Origin of the sequence: Neobacillus paridis (assembly GCF_016765675.1) — a bacterium.
Classification (GTDB): domain Bacteria; phylum Bacillota; class Bacilli; order Bacillales; family Cytobacillaceae; genus Neobacillus; species Neobacillus paridis.
The window spans coordinates 68,210-83,540 of the sequence record NZ_JAESWB010000340.1 but is presented as its reverse complement, the minus strand read 5'-3'; the positions used below and the strand labels follow the sequence as shown (position 1 = coordinate 83,540).

Here is a 15,331-nt window from a genome sequence, read left to right as displayed (position 1 = left end):
TTAATTTCGTCTTCCCGTTTACTTAATGCATTCAAGATCTTAATTAATTTTTTATTGCCGCCAGCCATTGGCTTCCAGCTAAATTGAGCCGTTTCGCCGCCATATTTAATAATTGGCTCAGTGAAACTTTCAAGACCAATATTAATGACACGAGGCATAGAATTTAACAGTTCATCAACAGCTGCACTTAATTTTGGCAGCGGATTCCGTTCTTTCGTGTACGGAATGACTTCTTTATCTGCCTCCACCATTTCTTTACCCATGAATTTCAGTGCCAGCTGAACGGCCTTGGCATTGCTTTTTTCGACAATGACGCCGGCTTCTTCTAACGTTCTAACAGCTTGATTGTAGTCCTGCGGGTCTTGTTTGGTTCCTACGACCGTTCCGACAAAATACAACTCTCTTCCGTCAGCCTTGGCTGTTGCAATCGCTTCTTTAATGGTTGGTGCCAATGCATTTGCCATGTCCGGATGGCATCCATAACCGAGCACACAATCAAGTAAGATAACACCGGTTGCCGGATCCTTTGCATACTCTTTAATTTTGTTAATTCTTACATCAGGATCAATCATTGGGTGCGGCTTGCCTTGGGTATAGATATCATCCCCGAGGTCCATGACTTCGAATCCGTTTGCTTTTAAAATGTAGCCTTCCTCTTTGATAAGGCCACCTAAATCCAATGCTTCGGAAATCAGCATGGCTGCTTCGGCTGCAAGGGTTCCGCCGGAGTAGAGACCTTTTGCTGTTTTTCCCTCAGCAAGAGGCTCTTTTACTTCAAAGCTGACAGGTTCATAGTAATTTGCTTTTACCTTTTCACCATTTGCTAAATCGACAGCCATTCTTGCCGTTTCTTCCAATGTATGGGCCAAGTACACATTTCCTTCATGATGATCTGGTTTTTCGCCAAGGAAGATGGCTACGACTGGCTTAGATACATCTTGGAGCAATTGTACGACTTTATCTCTGACTGCCGGTGCCGGTGGTTTGGAGATGACAACAATTACCTCTGTTGGATCATGATGTTCTAAGCCGACAATGGCATCCATTACCGTAATAGCGCCCACTTTATCACTTAAGTCCCGTCCACCGGTGCCGATAGCATGAACCACACCGCCGCCTAATTTATCAATCATCGCGGTAACTTCTTGAATGCCGGTTCCACTTGCTCCAACAATCCCGATGTTTCCTTGATTTACCACGTTTGTAAATGCCATCGGGATGCCAGAAATGATTCCTGTTCCGCAGTCAGGACCCATTAATAACAGTCCTTTTTCATGTGCCTTCTTTTTCAGCCTTACTTCATCTTCAAGGGAAACGTTGTCGCTGAAGGAGAATACATGTAAATTATGGTCCAACGCTTTTTCAATTTCGTCGGCTGCGTATTCGCCCGGAATGGAAACAAGCGCCAAATTGGCATCTGGCAGCGCTTCAAGTGCCGCATTCCAATTTTTAACACTTTTAACATTTTCACTTTGATTGTTTTTTACGGACAAGTCATTCAGAAACCGTTCTGTTTCTGCTAATACCTGGTCGACAACTGTTTTATCATCTGTATCAACGACAATTACCATGTCACTCGGACTCGCGGCCTCAGCTTCCGGTGTCAACAAACCTGAGTTTTTGAAGATATCTTTGTTGGCATCAGTTCCCATCATAATCTGGCTCTTATTGACGCCCTCTAATGCGTTTACAGCATTGGTCAACAGCATTAGGTTGATGGAATCCTGGTAGCTATTTGCTTTTATAATTGTGTATAGCATTATTTTTTTATCTCCTTTCTTTGATACTTAAAGTATAATCCCGTGAGAAAGTGATTTCATTTGTGAAAAAAGATAAATATTGAGCATATTTTTATCCGTTGTGGATAATGCGAATCTATGATATTGTTATTTTGAAATAATTATATATTTTTGATAAATAGAGTTTTCACCGTTTTGGATAACAACTCAGGGAAATACAAGGAGAGAGAAAGATGCCATTAACCGTTCAAGATACAATCGAATTTGATATTTTTCAAAATTCGAAGCTGATTGCCGGAACAAACGGCTTGCAAAGAGAAGTTACGGGAATTATGGTAATGGAAGCACCAGACATCGAGCATTGGGGAAAATCTGGAGAAATTATTTTAACAAGCTTTTTCGCACTAAGGGATTTTTCCGATGCCCAGACAAAGGAGTTTTTCGCCAAGGTATACAAAATCGGTATCGCTGCCATTATTGTCAAGATGGAGCGCCTCGTTCAACTGATTCCTGATAACTTTATTGAAGAATGTAACAAGTACAATATCCCATTGATAAAAATTCCAAAAAAAACAAAATATGAGGAAATTATCACCAAAGTCATGGAAACGTTGATCAATAAGAATAAGATTCTTTTGGACTATTATTATGATATAAATCAGCAATATACTAAAATGGCGCTTGACGAACCGAAACCTAAGGATATCATCGATTATTTACACAAGATGATCGGCATGCATGTCAGTTTATCCAAAAATCTTCAGCCCGCATTCTGCAGCACCGACCCGACACTGGATGATTTCCAAGTCATTAGAACAACCACACTGCCGAAAAAAAAATATACAAGCTATGAATACATCCAGCGCTTGGTAAGCTATACCTGCATTGAAAAAGAGGCTCCCCAATCACAGCTGGTTGTTGAGGTCCCCTCTTTGGGCACTGATTCATATCAATTGATTATACATTGCTTTAACAGCAGAATGAGTGCGGAAAACTTTATGGTGCTTGAAAATACTGTCAACTTTCTGCAAATGGAGCTGATCAAAAATTATGCTTTGGAACAGCTTCATTTAAATCATATTAATGAGCTGATCAATGACCTCATTTTGGGACGTTATCATTCAGATGATGAAATGTTGGAGATTTTAGATTATCTTCGTTTTAACGAATCTGACTTGTTTACCATTGTCACTCTTGATATTGATGATCATTTAAAAGTGAGTGAAGGCAAATGGAAAGAAAGTACTACCATCGCCCTTGAATTTTCAAAATGTATCAATAAATTTTGGAAAAAGTATGTTTCCTTAATCAAAAAAGGCAAAATCATTTTTATCATTGCCAATGATGATGATGAGTTGACATTTAAGGAACAGATTACTTCGGGGGTACGTTCCCTTGCCGGAAGGTCTCTATTTGCAAACCAGCCGAAAAATATAAGTATTAGCAGTAAAGTCAACTGCCGTGATTTACCCGTTGCCAACAGGCAGGCAAATAATATTTTGAAGCTGTTGAGGAAGGGAGGTAAGTGGAATAAAATTGTCTCCTATCATGATTTAGGTATTTACCGTTTATTTTTGGAAGCAGGTAAAATCAATGAGTTGGACTCCTTTATTCCTGATAATATCCGGAAAATAGAACAAGTCAATCCGGAACTGAACCGGACCTTAAAGGTATTTTTGGACCATAACCAAAACTTCACAGCAACTGCCGATGTGTTGTACATTCATCCAAAAACGGCAAAATATCGAATTGAACGGGCTGTGGAAATCGCTAATATCCATTTGAATGACCCGGAAGAACTCTTACTAATCAACATTGGATTACGGGTGTTGGAGTTTTTGAAGTGATTTTTTACTAGCAATCGAATTATCATGGATAAGTACAAGCAAAAAACGATACACAGCAAAAGGAGTAAAATGCAATGCAATCAACAACCATTCCATATGGCAGCTTGGGCAGTCTTCCCTTAGAGGCGACTTTTACCAAAGCGCCAACTAACCGCAAAGAACAAACGATCATTTATATTCATGGCGGCGGGCTTGTTTATGGGAACCGGCTGGATTTACCGGAAGCTTATCTCCGCCAATTCATTGATAACGGATATGATTTTCTCGCCATCGATTATCCGCTGGCACCTGAAACGAAATTGAAGGATATTGTTATGTGTGCTGCCAGCGGGGTAAATTGGTTTTTACAACAGGGCGCCGCTGCATTAGATCTTCAATCAACCGATTTTATATTATTTGGCCGGTCAAGCGGGGCTTATCTCAGTTTATTATTGACCAAAGGCCATCTTGCCAAGCGCCCAAAAGCGATCATTTGTTTATATGGCTATTATTCTTTAATGAATGGATCATTAAAGGCGGCAAATCGTCATTATTTAAAATTCCCGAAATTCCAGTACACAACAATAAAGAATCTAATTGGAAATGAACCGATAACCGCGGGACCAATTGAAAAAAGGTATTCGCTCTATGTTTACTACCGGCAAACGGGCAAATGGGTCTATTCTTTGCTGAATGAAAATGACTCGCTGGAAAATTACTCGCTTTCGGAAGAAGATGTAAGACAATTGCCACCGACCTTCTTGTCAGCCAGTACGGACGATCAAGATGTGCCCTATCAAATCACATCCACCATGGCAAAATGGATACCAGAAAACGAGCTATATACCGTCCACGGCCTCGAACATGACTATGACCGGAACACCCATTTACCTGAGTCACAAGAACTGTATAAACGCATCCTCGATTTCCTAGGAAATCAAACGGTGAGCTGAACATTACCTGACTGCCATCATATGTAAGACCCCGATGAATTAATGTTTTTTACGATTAAAATACCACGGTTTTCAACAACCGTGGTATTTTTTCAATAGCTATTAATGAGATTCTTGCTTATGGCTGCGGGCAATCATGATCATGCATACAGTAATTATCGTAAATGCTGTAAAGGCTAACATCGGGATCGTAATAAACCCAAGCCAGTTAAGATAATCTCTTGAACAAGGTACACCGTATTTGCACATTTCAAATGGTTGCAACGCCGGAACCTTTTGCAGCAAAATATGATATCCCGAAATCAGCATACCGATCACTGATAGTGGTAGTACATATTTATAAATACCGGTATCATTGCGGTATACGGCTATTGCTAAAATAATCGCCAATGGGTACATGAAAATCCGCTGGTACCAGCATAACGTACACGGAATAAAGTGCATGACCTCACTAAAATACAGACTGCCGAGCGTTGCAATGATCGCAGCAATCCAAGAAAGAAGCAGGGATTTATTCATATTACTTCTCCTTTGCTGCTTTTTCTACCATATCTTTCAAATCATCGATTGTTTTGCCAGTAAACATCTTGCCGTTTATAAATAGGGTTGGGGTCCCCGTCACCCCTAACTTATCAACATAGTCCATATCTTTTTTCCAGGCATTCATCGATTTCTTGGCTTTAAAATTTTTTACTGCCCTCGCTGTTTCCTGTTCACTAGCCACTTCTTTTAACGTATCGATTAAAAATTGCTCCGTAAAGACATCGGTCTTTTCGTATTTTGGATCGGGCTGCTTTTTATATAGAAGCTCATGGAATTTCCAGAATGTATCGTTACCCAGCTCTTGAAAAACAGCTTCGGCGAATTGCGCCGATCGCTTCGAGTCAACATTGATAAACGAATCATTCATAAAATAAAACTTGGCCTTTCCCGTATCGATCAGTTCTTTCTGGATCATTGGTACAACATTTTCGGCAAAATCTTTGCAGCTTGGGCATTTATAATCACCAAATTCAACTATCGATACCGGTGCAGACTTTTCACCAAGATAGGGCTGATTTGCATAATCGATCTCATTGGTCTTTGTTTTTGCGGTTTCCGGTTTATCATTCATGTTACTAATAAAAATAAACGCCAACAGGCAAACAGCCACTAACCCGATCATCCAAAAAACAAATTTAGATGAGGATTTCGCTCTCTGCTTTGTATTTTTTTTATTTACCATGTTCAAACTCCTTTTCCGAACGGTTATATGTACAGAAAATAAGGCACAAAATATAGTCCCATACAGTTTAAATAATACCCAACTCTTTCAATATTGCCAATAAAAGAGTGCATCATCCTATTTCTTTCTGTCAGTATAACTGATTTATCTTTGCTATGCATTCCTTTTCATAAAAACTAACCGTTTTTGTTATAATAAGACGACTAAATTTGCTAAAGGAGCTTAAAAATGACGGAAATACATAAATATAAGGGTTATATTGGAACCTATACAAAAGGAGAAAGCAAGGGGATATATTGCTTTACGTTAAATACGGATGAAAAAAAGATTGAAGATATTAAAGTCGCGGCGGAGCTGGGAAACCCTACTTATTTAGCCATCAGCAGCGATAATCGCTTTCTTTATTCAATCGTGAAAGATGGAGAAAACGGGGGCGTGGCAGCCTTTTCGATCAATGAAACCGGAGAATTAAGTTTCATTAATCAACAACTATCGCCGGGAGCACCACCATGTTACATAAGTGCAGATGATAAAAATCAATACTTATTTAGTGCTAACTATCATAAGGGGATAGTAGAATCACATCTTCTTAACAGAAATGATGGCTCGATTCTGCCGGCAGCATCGACCATTAAGCATCAAGGCCGGGGTCCAGATCCCAGACAGGATAAGGCCCGCTGTCATTATTCCAGATTCACCCCGGATGGAAAGGTCCTGGCAGTGATTGATCTCGGCATCGACGCGTTAATTACCTATCAGGTTCATGATGATGCCACACTAACAAAGGTTAAATTGCTTCCATTAAAAGCTGGAAGCGGGCCGCGCCATTTAGAATTCCACCCAAATGTCCGCTTTGCCTATTTGTTGACAGAGTTAAGCTCCGAGGTTATTGTGCTGGACTATGAAAATGGGCGTTTTTCCGAGAAACAATACATCTCCACCATTCCGGAAGACTTTAAAGAGAATAACCAATGCAGTGCGATTCACATTTCTTCCGACGGACGCTTTGTTTATGCCGGCAACCGGGGCCATAACAGCATTGCCGTTTTCAGCGTAAATCAAGGAACAGGGGAGCTTAGTTTTATCGAAAATACTTCGACTGAGGGCGATTGGCCGCGGGATTTTGCTTTGGATCCAAGCGAAAAATTTATCGTGGCGGCCAATCAGGAGTCGGGAAATCTTGTGCTGTTTGCCAGAGACGAGGACTCGGGGAGGCTGACTTTGATGGAATCGGATATTGCCGTGCCGCAACCGGTTTGTGTGAAGTTTTTGCATGACTAAATGGGGAGACAGGATAAGAGGACGTCTTATCCTGTCGTCAAATAGAAATAGAAAGCTTATTTTTTACTATTAAAGGCAGCTGAGATCCCTTTTAAAAATAAACTAAATCTTGTATCGTTTCCTGCATAATAAATCTTATGAATAAGGAACCAAATTGCCAAAACTCCAATACTATCTTTTAACAGATCTATTAATGAAAATGATCTAAATGGAACAAATATCTGATGGATTTCATCGGTTAATCCATACAAAACTGAGATGATGATTGCTATAAATTCTTTCCTTTTATTTAAGGATCCATAACAAAGAAACACCACTACAATGAAAAAATAAAGGATTCCAAATTCAATTAAATGGGCAAGCTCTAACAGTGTGCCGATAACTAAAATAATGGAACTATTCACCATCGTTAATATATTTCCGATGGAATTTGGGTTAAAATGGCTGGATTGCAGCCAAATAATTACCATGTAAGCAATAGGGAGCAATGAAATAAAAAACCTGTATATTTTTAATAGCATTTAAATCGTCCTTAATCATTACATTATGTTTCTTCATTCTTTAGAACCTTTGATAACGATCTAAACTTACTAGTTAGATTTAAACTAAACTTTCCATTCTCAGGATTGTTATGATAAATAGAATCTATATGTTCTACTATTTGCTTTTCATCAAAATGCTCAATATAAATAATAAACTTTAAATGATCTAACCATTTATAATACGTACTTGAAATCTTATGATTACTATTTGGTAACACAATGCACGGAGTGTTAGTAATTGCACAAAAAATCATTCCATGTAATCTGTCGGTAACAACTACCTTAGCCTTTTTAAAAGCACTCCATATATTATCTAATTCAACATCCTCCTTACCTTTTTGGTAATCACCGATAAAGGTGTCGTAATATTGAATATTTTGATATTTTCCTTCTATCAAAGTTACAAGACTAGCCCATTGATTTTTTGAAATACTTCTCTCAATATCATTTCGTAAACACAGGATAATCCCATCCCGGTGGAAAGTCGGCATAACCTTATTAAGGTAAAAAACAATATCAGGAACTAAATAAAGATAATTATTAATAAAACTGGCCCTCATTAATTCAAATGATTTAGTCTCCCTCGCAAAGATATGCAAATTTTGATGTTTAGAATATATCTTTACGCTTTTGTTTAGTGACTTTTTTGTTCTAAAATCAATGGATTGAGGAAATGAAATGATTTTATTATTGGGAAATAAATGAATGATATAGCGTCTACGGCCTTCATAACTCTCATATACATCTCCCATATTTCCTCCGCCTATAATCGTAATAATATCATCTGGGCCAATTGATTTCTTCAGAATATTAAGCATGTAAGTATCTTTAACATGCACTGTTATAATTTGACGATCGGGAAAATGCTCTTTCAAAAATTTTGTTTGTGCATAAGTAATAGCTATATCGCCTAGATTTCCATAATCAGCTGCAAGGGTAACAATTACTTTTAAGTCATTTTTAGATAATAATGGATAACTTGGTTTTTTCGATATTAAATATTGAAGTTTTAATTTCCATCCAATAGGTATTTTCCTGATTATACTTAAAGAGCTGACTAACTCCAGTGCTTTTACCATACTAACCACTCCGGCTTGATAGATTTTTAAAATTTTACCAGATGGTGAAAATCAATTGGCCCTTGCTCCTCTATTCAATAAAGGACTTTTGGAAATTACCTTGTTCTTTCATCATATCGATTGATTTCAGTAATACAACATCATCATACTTGATCATGACAGAACCATGCTCATAGTTACCAATTTCAACCTTATTAGGTATTCCCATTAGATTGTTCACAATGCATGTAACAAAATTTTGTCCCTCTTCATGTGCGTGGGGGTACCCTCCGCCAAATCTTGGATTGATTTCGGAAATCATATAGCCTTTATCCGTTTTAAAACAATCAATATCAATTGGACCTATAGGGCGTAAGATGCACAGCAATTCTTCAATTAATTGCACTAAATTAGGATCATGGATGGCAATGGATTTGTCTGTTTCCCCAGCCCTCATCTTTATTTTTTGTTTGCAAAATATATTCGTTGGTTTGCCATTTAATATATCAATATAGCAATCTACACCATATTCATTTCCTTCAATGAATGGCTGGACAATGAAATTACCATGATCTTTCCAAAGTGCAGTTAGTTCCGCATACGAATGTACGATAGATATTCCTAAACTGGCACTGCCGTTTCTTGGTTTAATAATTAATGGAAAATCAAGTCGCTGTTGATCCATTTCCTCAACTATTTCATCAATAGATAAATAGGTCGGTATTCCCGGAAGTCCATGTGTTTGTAGCAATTGATAGGTTAAGTATTTGTCAAAGCAAATATTTACCACGTCTTTATCAGATACAATCACTTTAACATGTTCTTGTTCAAACTCTTCCTTATGTTCCGCTAATAAACTTAATTCCGGGTCAATCAGGCATAGCATGGCATCAACCTTATACTTTCGGCATAGCTCCATAATATGGGCTATATATCCCTTGTCAGTAATACGTGGTACTATATGGGCAATATCCGCGAATTGCAGTGCCGGGGCTGATGCGTCGCAATCGACTGCAATAACTTCTCCCCCAACTTTCTTAAGCTCTTCTTTAAAATATTTTACTAATTTGACTCTTCTTCCTGCACTACATATTAAAATATTCATCTTACACCCCTACATTTCTAGAATACATATAGATTCTCGTTAACAAATTCATTCAGAGTTTCTTTTCTTCTGACAATAAAAAAAGCACCGTGATCAACAGCCACAATTCCCGGCCTTTCTTTGATAAACGGTGGATTAAATACGATCGTATAGGCACCTACATTTTCAAAAAGGATATAATCTCCTATTTCCGGCAGCTCCCCGAAGACATTATGTGCTAAATAATCCTTTTCCATACAGGTATATCCAACAACATTGTAGGTTTCAATTGGCGTCGTTTCGTTATACTGCTTCACTACCTCCATAGGCAAGTTGCGCTTATGCAAAGTAGGCCTAATATTGTGGACGCTACCGTCAATCAAGACAAAATACTTATCTTGAACCTTCTTCACTTCCACCACTTTTGAAATAAATGTAAAGGTATTTGCTACCATAGAAATGCCTGGTTCCAGTATTAAATATGGCTTATTTTCAATTTCACTAAACTCTTGGTTCAGGACGGAACTAACGGCTTCTGCATAATCATCGAAACTCGGAGCTTGAATATGAAATGATGCCGGAAGTTCCCCAAAAATCCCTCCGCCGATATCAATATATTCTAGCGAATCTCCAATATAATCATGGGCCAATTTACATAGTTCCATCGTTATCTGTTTATAGGTCGAAACTTTCCTTTCACTAGTCGAAATATGGCCATGTAATCCCACAATTTTAAGATTCTTAATTTTGTTCAGTTTATTTATTGCATATTCAAAATTACCATTAGAAACACATATGCCAAATCTGCTTATTTTATATCCCTCTTGAATTCTAGTTTCACTATTATTATAAATATTGAGATTTACCCTTAATCCAACTTTCACCATTTTATACTGGTTTTCAATACAATAGTCCCTAATATATTCTAATTCATAAAGAGAATCGATATTTAATAAACTTCCATTATCTAAAGCCAGTTCAACATCCTCTGCTGTTTTTAATGGTCCATTAAAGATAATATTTTCGGGGTTTACACCAATTTTTAGTGCTAAATCGTACTCTAACCGAGATACTACTTCAGCATAAGCACCTAACCTTCTCATTTCTTTACATAAGAATGGTAAATAGTTCGTTTTATAGGAATATCCAATAATAAACCGGGGATATCTGCTTCTAAATGCATCATCGATCTTTTTATGATTATTTCTTAATGTATTGACATCAAGTAAAAAAAAGGGAGACCCAAATTGCTGCTCAAGGTCTCTAATTTGCAGAAAGTTCATATTCATCCTAACCTCACTACATTTTTATATACTGATTTTTGATTTTCCTCCAAACCTGATATTTTTGACATAATATTCAATGACTGATTTGTCAATGGTTTCATCGAATTTCCTCGCAAAGTAAAGATTGGATTCATCGATTAATTTATGATCTTCAAACGTCAAATCCTGCGGTGAATTACGATCACTTAAACTTTCGCCCCATTTCAAATAAAACAGATGATTATTTACAACACGAGATTTATACGGTGAATTCAAAATAAGTGTATGAAAAAAGCTCTCATCAGGAACTAACGTATTTTGAAAGAATTGATAATACCATTCATTTTCATTCAAATAGTCGATCATGTACTTTGCGACTTCAAAAGGAATGGTAAACCACTGCGATCCTTTGTAAAATGAAAATTCCCTTGGCCATTTATGATGATTTGGATAAATATTGATCCCCTTACCGTATAAACTCAAAAGGATTCTTCTAAACACTCGAATAGGATGCGTGGTCGTATATCTTTTTCGCGTTACTTTAGGCCAATTTATCTTCATTAGACCTAAACTATCCCTATTCAATTGGCGGTAGCTCATAAATATTTTGCCATTTTGATCCTTTAGGAATTCTTTAAATCCATTTTTCACCAATAAGTCCTGACCACTTCGTAAACAGACATAATCATATTCATTATGGGAGTTTATGACTTCCTGCAATAATAGAAGAGTAGCATCGATCTGGCTTATATCTCCCCACTCGCATGATACATTTTCTTGTAAAATCTTTATATTTGGTCCTTTTTGGATCTTTTCATGCATTTTTTTATAACTTTTTTGATCAATATGAACGTATACGTCTGCCTGCCCTCCAGAAACAAGTTGGGTAATAAATGCATTCACTTGTTCAGGATTCTTGTGAACTTGTAACATATAAGCAGTACGTGGATTATGATCCATTTTATCCCTTCTTAACTTAAAATAGCATCACCATATTCTTAATAACGAACATCCAAGTAAAAAGAATGCTATAAACACACAATTTGATAACCTATCTCAGTTGATATTCTTCTAACATTAAAATAACTTTTTCCTTTGAATTAAACATTAAAATATCTATAATTGATAAATGCGAAACGAAGTCTTGCTTAAATTGTTGATAGACTGGAACATCCGACTCTAAAAATGATAATTGAATATTGGCCTCCCCGAATTCCTGTTTACTATATAAATCTACACCACCAATCGGATTGATATATTCATCCCCTCCCAATGTTTCGACAATCTTAATAACTTTGTCCTTCCCTTTTAAGGAATGGTCAATTTCAATTTTACTGGAAATAATGAGTGGTGTTTCTACATTTAAATAATTTAATATTTCATTTATTGAAAAGTAAATATAGTTAAATAAGTTTTTATCATCGTATAAAAAGATTTTCTTGATGAAAGGGAAGACCTCATTAAAAAAGGGTGCTTTAGCATAGGAGCTTTCAATTTGTGCAAGGATCTTTCTTATCATCTTGTCGGAATCATCCGATAAATATCTTTCCTTAACATCTAGATAATCAGAGTCTTTTTTTAAAGGGATGGTAAACAGCTTCTTTTCTCCATTCATTAATATATTATTTTTATGAAACCATCCTCTTTTGGAAAATTGAATATTGTCATAAAGAACAAAGCAATCGGCTGCATTGACTAGTTGCCAATACCCTAGATATGGAAGAAAATATGGCTGCATGATGGCTATTTTCATTATTGATTCACACACCTCCTATCACTCTAAACTAACTCTACAACCTAATTTCCTGTTTCCCAAAGCAATATATCTCTTCATTAAAGAATTGTTTAATCGTTTCCTTTTTTCGAACTTCAAAAATTTTCTGATTGTCGATACCAATAATAGCCGGGCGTTCCTTTATAAAAGGTGGATTGTAGACAATGGTATATGCCCCAACATTCTGAAAGAGAATGTAATCACCAATTTTAGGCAATTCGGCAACCGCATCATATATCAGGTAATCTTTTTCTAAACATGTATACCCCACTATGTGAAAGTTTTCCGTTACCTGTTTTTCTTCATGATGCTGACGTAAAAAATTAATTGGCAGTTTTTTTTTATTAAATGTCGGCTTAATATTATGAACACTTCCGTCCACTAAAACAAAACAATTTTCTTTTATATTTTTAATCCCTACAACTTTTGAAACAAATTCAAATACATTGCCAACCATCGATATTCCAGGTTCCAAAATTAATGCAGGGGGATTAGCATAATGGGAAAATTCATGATTCATAACGGCACAGATTGCCTCTCCATACTCATCAAAAGTAGGGGAATACTCTCTAAGCGATTTCGGAACATTACCTGAGATACCACCTCCAATATCAATATATTCGATATGGTTCAATTTATACTTTTTTACAAAATGACACAATTCTTGAGTGATTCTTTTATATGATTCTATTCTTCTTCCAGTTGTTGAAAAATGGCCATGTAAACCAACAATTTTGATATTTGTTACACTTTCCAACAGATCGATTGCTCGCTTTAGATCACCATTTTCTTCACATATCCCAAATCGGCTCATTTCAAATCCGTCTGCAAGCTGAGTAATACTATCTTCAGTAATATCAAAGTTTACCCTTAAGCCAATTTTGACTATGCTGTTCGGATGATTAAAAGCATAGCTTTTTACAAAGTCAATTTCATAAAATGAGTCAAGATTAATAATGCTTTCATTTTTCAGAGCATAGTTAATATCATCTTGACTCTTTAATGGGCCATTAAAGATAATCTTTTTCGGATCCACACCTATTTTAATGGCAAAGTCATATTCTAATCTTGATACAACCTCAGCATATGCGCCTAATTTATACATTTCTTGGCATAGAAGTGGAATATAATTTGTTTTATAAGAATAGCCAATAATAAAACGATCATATCTGCTTTTAAAAGCATGATACATTTGTTTGTAATTTTCTATTAATGTATTTACATTCATAATATAAAACGAAGAGCCATATTCCTCGGCTAATTTTTCGATAGTCTCATAGGAATATAGTTCTTTTTCTAAAATAGCTTTTCCGCTATTTGCATTATTAACCTTCAAGGATCTACTCAATTTATCCTCCTCCCTAAAATTTCATAAAACATTAACGGTAATGTATTGATTCATATGATCCATTTTATATAATTGTTCTTCTAAACTATCAAATTTCAAAAAGACAAATCCTAATGCTTTATTTCCAGCAGTAAAGATATCAATAGCTGTTCCTTGATCTTTATATATATATTTAGAAATAATGTTTTCCTCTATTGCTTTACTAAAAGTAATATCCGTTAAAATACCTTGTTTTGCTGAATGGAGTGTATAAGAAGAGTAGTATTCTTCTTTTGGTTCGAAATCCATCCTAATAGAATGATTACCTATAGCACACTCTACTGAAGCTTGTACGAAGTCAATTCCAGTAATCAATTCCAACAGATTAGAGATCATATTTCCCCCATTTCTCGGTCCGATTTCAATAAAATATGGTTTATGATCTTTACCGAATACAGCCTCTATATTCATTGCCCCCATTTTTATATCTAATAGATCAATTATTCTTTGTAATTCTTGGCGAATTAGTTCTGCTTTTTCATCCTCTATCATTACTGGATAGCTTTTACCGATCGGTATTAATGGATTTAACTGTTTATTTCGATGACAATTTAGAAACCCGCAAAATGCCAGTTTCCCATCAAGAACAAAAACATCACCACCTATCTGATAATCATGTGACATTTCAATATATTCTTCGATAATTACCTTCTTTTCTTTTGATTGAGAAATAGCATTTAAAAAAGCTTGTTCGATCTCCTCAATACTTTTAACCAAAGAAATACCTCTGCTTGCAGAGGTATCAACAGGTTTTACTATTATTGGAAAATGGAATTCTTTTATTTTTTCTCGTGCTTCCTTTAATGTTTTGAAACTATCCGCCTTGGGACAATTAAATCCATTATCTTGTAAAAACTTCCTAAATAAATCTTTTTTCGTCAGTATTACGACTGATTCATATGGATTAGAAGGAAGATTTAACTGATTTGCTACATATGCAGCTGTAGGAGCAGCAGGGTCTGACACGTAAGCAAACACTCCATCAATCTCCTTCTCTATAGCGATGGCTAAAACAGCTTCTTTGTCCGTTGTACTGACACAATAATATTCATTTGCATAATATTGTCCTGGATTATCAGCTAAATAATCACAAAGGATCGTATAATACCCTTGTTTTTTCGCATATTTAATTGCCGGTAATTGCATCATAGCCCCGCCAAGAAACATAACTTTTTTCATTCGTAACATCTCCAGCTA

The 15,331-nt window shown here is 36.2% G+C and carries 13 protein-coding genes and 1 pseudogene; 3 read left to right on the top strand and 11 right to left on the bottom strand.

What is annotated here, in order from left to right; genetic code table 11:
- Positions 1–35: 35 nt before the first annotated feature.
- A pseudogene (fdrA, locus tag JK635_RS24465) lies at positions 36–1,760 on the bottom strand (acyl-CoA synthetase FdrA); the annotation flags it as partial.
- 212 nt (positions 1,761–1,972) lie between these two features.
- On the opposite strand from fdrA, the gene JK635_RS20175 reads away from it, so the two are divergent.
- Together JK635_RS20175 and JK635_RS20170 are read left to right on the top strand one after the other, a co-directional pair.
- Entirely contained in the window at positions 1,973–3,586 is a 1,614-nt protein-coding gene (locus tag JK635_RS20175) for a PucR family transcriptional regulator (RefSeq protein ID WP_202655728.1), read from the top strand.
- A 74-nt stretch (positions 3,587–3,660) separates the two neighbouring features.
- Entirely contained in the window at positions 3,661–4,518 is an 858-nt protein-coding gene (locus JK635_RS20170) for an alpha/beta hydrolase (protein ID WP_202655727.1), read from the top strand.
- A 102-nt stretch (positions 4,519–4,620) separates the two neighbouring features.
- Here the strand turns inward: JK635_RS20170 and JK635_RS20165 are convergent, their stop codons facing one another.
- Complete coding sequence (locus JK635_RS20165) at positions 4,621–5,037, bottom strand: disulfide oxidoreductase (protein ID WP_202655726.1); 417 nt, start codon at positions 5,035–5,037, stop codon at positions 4,621–4,623.
- A 1-nt stretch (position 5,038) separates the two neighbouring features.
- Positions 5,039–5,743, bottom strand: coding sequence for a DsbA family protein (locus tag JK635_RS20160; RefSeq protein WP_202655725.1), 705 nt, complete (start codon positions 5,741–5,743; stop codon positions 5,039–5,041).
- 228 nt (positions 5,744–5,971) lie between these two features.
- Here JK635_RS20160 and JK635_RS20155 point away from each other — a divergent pair, with 228 nt between their 5' ends.
- On the top strand, positions 5,972–7,024 hold the full coding sequence (locus JK635_RS20155) for a lactonase family protein (protein ID WP_235888257.1): 1,053 nt from the start codon (positions 5,972–5,974) through the stop codon (positions 7,022–7,024).
- Positions 7,025–7,080: 56 nt separating this feature from the next.
- Here JK635_RS20155 and JK635_RS20150 read toward each other — a convergent pair whose 3' ends face one another.
- The 8 genes from JK635_RS20150 to JK635_RS20115 form a co-directional block, all read right to left on the bottom strand.
- Positions 7,081–7,545, bottom strand: a complete 465-nt coding sequence (locus tag JK635_RS20150) for a VanZ family protein (protein WP_202655724.1) — start codon at positions 7,543–7,545, stop codon at positions 7,081–7,083.
- A 23-nt stretch (positions 7,546–7,568) separates the two neighbouring features.
- Positions 7,569–8,645 (bottom strand): polysaccharide pyruvyl transferase family protein, encoded by a 1,077-nt coding sequence (locus JK635_RS20145; protein WP_202655723.1) that lies wholly within the window; start codon positions 8,643–8,645, stop codon positions 7,569–7,571.
- Between the two features lie 70 nt (positions 8,646–8,715).
- Positions 8,716–9,729, bottom strand: coding sequence for an ATP-grasp domain-containing protein (locus tag JK635_RS20140; protein WP_202655722.1), 1,014 nt, complete (start codon positions 9,727–9,729; stop codon positions 8,716–8,718).
- 17 nt (positions 9,730–9,746) lie between these two features.
- Complete coding sequence (locus JK635_RS20135; protein ID WP_235888256.1) at positions 9,747–10,997, bottom strand: type III PLP-dependent enzyme domain-containing protein; 1,251 nt, start codon at positions 10,995–10,997, stop codon at positions 9,747–9,749.
- Between the two features lie 18 nt (positions 10,998–11,015).
- Entirely contained in the window at positions 11,016–11,933 is a 918-nt protein-coding gene (locus tag JK635_RS20130) for a beta-1,6-N-acetylglucosaminyltransferase (RefSeq protein ID WP_202655721.1), read from the bottom strand.
- Positions 11,934–12,024: 91 nt separating this feature from the next.
- Positions 12,025–12,726, bottom strand: coding sequence for a WbqC family protein (locus JK635_RS20125; protein WP_202655720.1), 702 nt, complete (start codon positions 12,724–12,726; stop codon positions 12,025–12,027).
- Between the two features lie 37 nt (positions 12,727–12,763).
- Positions 12,764–14,095: a type III PLP-dependent enzyme domain-containing protein gene (locus tag JK635_RS20120; protein ID WP_235888255.1), complete on the bottom strand. Its 1,332-nt coding sequence runs from the start codon at positions 14,093–14,095 to the stop codon at positions 12,764–12,766.
- Between the two features lie 21 nt (positions 14,096–14,116).
- Complete coding sequence (locus JK635_RS20115) at positions 14,117–15,313, bottom strand: ATP-grasp domain-containing protein (RefSeq protein WP_202655719.1); 1,197 nt, start codon at positions 15,311–15,313, stop codon at positions 14,117–14,119.
- Positions 15,314–15,331: the final 18 nt, after the last annotated feature.

What these genes read in the sequence shown, in the direction of transcription:
- JK635_RS20145 (WP_202655723.1), bottom strand. Translation starts at nt 8,645, where the DNA reads ATGGTAAAAGCACTGGAGTTAGTCAGCTCTTTAAGTATAATCAGGAAA.
- JK635_RS20160 (WP_202655725.1), bottom strand. Translation starts at nt 5,743, where the DNA reads ATGGTAAATAAAAAAAATACAAAGCAGAGAGCGAAATCCTCATCTAAA.
- JK635_RS20170 (WP_202655727.1), top strand. Translation starts at nt 3,661, where the DNA reads ATGCAATCAACAACCATTCCATATGGCAGCTTGGGCAGTCTTCCCTTA.
- JK635_RS20135 (WP_235888256.1), bottom strand. Translation starts at nt 10,997, where the DNA reads ATGAATATGAACTTTCTGCAAATTAGAGACCTTGAGCAGCAATTTGGG.
- JK635_RS20140 (WP_202655722.1), bottom strand. Translation starts at nt 9,729, where the DNA reads ATGAATATTTTAATATGTAGTGCAGGAAGAAGAGTCAAATTAGTAAAA.
- JK635_RS20150 (WP_202655724.1), bottom strand. Translation starts at nt 7,545, where the DNA reads ATGCTATTAAAAATATACAGGTTTTTTATTTCATTGCTCCCTATTGCT.
- JK635_RS20125 (WP_202655720.1), bottom strand. Translation starts at nt 12,726, where the DNA reads ATGAAAATAGCCATCATGCAGCCATATTTTCTTCCATATCTAGGGTAT.
- JK635_RS20155 (WP_235888257.1), top strand. Translation starts at nt 5,972, where the DNA reads ATGACGGAAATACATAAATATAAGGGTTATATTGGAACCTATACAAAA.
- JK635_RS20130 (WP_202655721.1), bottom strand. Translation starts at nt 11,933, where the DNA reads ATGGATCATAATCCACGTACTGCTTATATGTTACAAGTTCACAAGAAT.
- JK635_RS20165 (WP_202655726.1), bottom strand. Translation starts at nt 5,037, where the DNA reads ATGAATAAATCCCTGCTTCTTTCTTGGATTGCTGCGATCATTGCAACG.
- JK635_RS20115 (WP_202655719.1), bottom strand. Translation starts at nt 15,313, where the DNA reads ATGAAAAAAGTTATGTTTCTTGGCGGGGCTATGATGCAATTACCGGCA.
- JK635_RS20175 (WP_202655728.1), top strand. Translation starts at nt 1,973, where the DNA reads ATGCCATTAACCGTTCAAGATACAATCGAATTTGATATTTTTCAAAAT.